Annotated in this window: 2 protein-coding genes; one reads left to right on the top strand and one right to left on the bottom strand. The window is 46.3% G+C overall.

What is annotated here, in order from left to right; genetic code table 11:
* Positions 1-135 (bottom strand): YhbY family RNA-binding protein (locus ACTF5U_RS12505; RefSeq protein WP_438971961.1); only part of this gene is annotated, 135 nt, incomplete at its 3' end.
* Positions 136-183: 48 nt separating this feature from the next.
* Here ACTF5U_RS12505 and ACTF5U_RS12500 point away from each other — a divergent pair.
* Positions 184-1,050 (top strand): THUMP domain-containing protein (locus tag ACTF5U_RS12500; protein ID WP_438971960.1); only part of this gene is annotated, 867 nt, incomplete at its 3' end.

Raw genomic sequence — 1,050 nt, 5'->3', positions numbered from 1 at the left:
CTCGTGATGTTCCAGCGCATTCTCAATTTCTGTCAGAACGGAATCGGTCAAACCACTGTTTCCAACCATCACAACCGGTTTTAGGGAATGTGTCAACCCTCTCAGATAGCGCTTTTGTTTGTCAGTCACTGCCATAAAAATGCTCTTGTATATTAAAATGGAAGATTATATCAGGAACGGAATATGGCTAAACAATACAAGTTCACAGTTACCGCAGCGAGAGGCATGTTGCCGCTACTTGCAGATGAACTCAAACAACTCGGCATCAGAAATACAAAACAGGATGCGGGTAATATTCGCTTCACTGGTGAATTAGAAGATGCTTACAAAGTCTGTTTGTGGTCTCGTGTGGCGATACGCGTATTGATGCCGATAGCTCATATTCAGGCCGAAACGCCAGAGCAGTTATACGATGGTGTGAAAGAACTTGCCTGGGAAGATCATATTGATGCTGAGGACAGTACTTTAGCGGTTGATTTCAACAGTTTTCGTTCCAAAATCAAACATAGCCAATATGGTGCCCAGAAGGTTAAAGACGCCATAGTTGATCGCTTTCGGGAAAAAACCGGTTTAAGACCGTCGGTGGAGCTGTATCAACCTGATCTTAGAATCAATGTTTATCTGAAACATAATCAGGCTATTATCAGCATCGATTTGTCTGGAGAGAGCCTGCATAAGCGTGGATACCGCACCCACAACACTGCAGCGCCACTGAAAGAAAACCTGGCAGCAGCCATTTTACTGAAAGCCGAGTGGCCAAGGCTGGCTAAACAAGGTTGGGCTCTGGTAGACCCCATGTGTGGTTCAGGCACGTTTTTGATTGAAGCGGCTATGATGGCTGCTGATATTGCTCCCGGTATTGCCCGTGATTATTATGGTTTCAGTTTCTGGAAGCAACACGATAAAGAACTCTGGAAACGACTTAAAGCCGATGCCGAGAGACGCCGTCAGGCTGGCGTATCAAGGTTGCCGCTACTGCAAGGTGGTGACAATGATGCTAAAGCCGTTGCTGCAGCAAGAGAAAACATTGCCGAGGCCGGCTTAGCTGAC

Source organism: Methylophaga sp. (assembly GCF_965655755.1).
Classification (GTDB): domain Bacteria; phylum Pseudomonadota; class Gammaproteobacteria; order Nitrosococcales; family Methylophagaceae; genus Methylophaga.
This window is presented reverse-complemented; position numbering and strand designations above follow the sequence as displayed.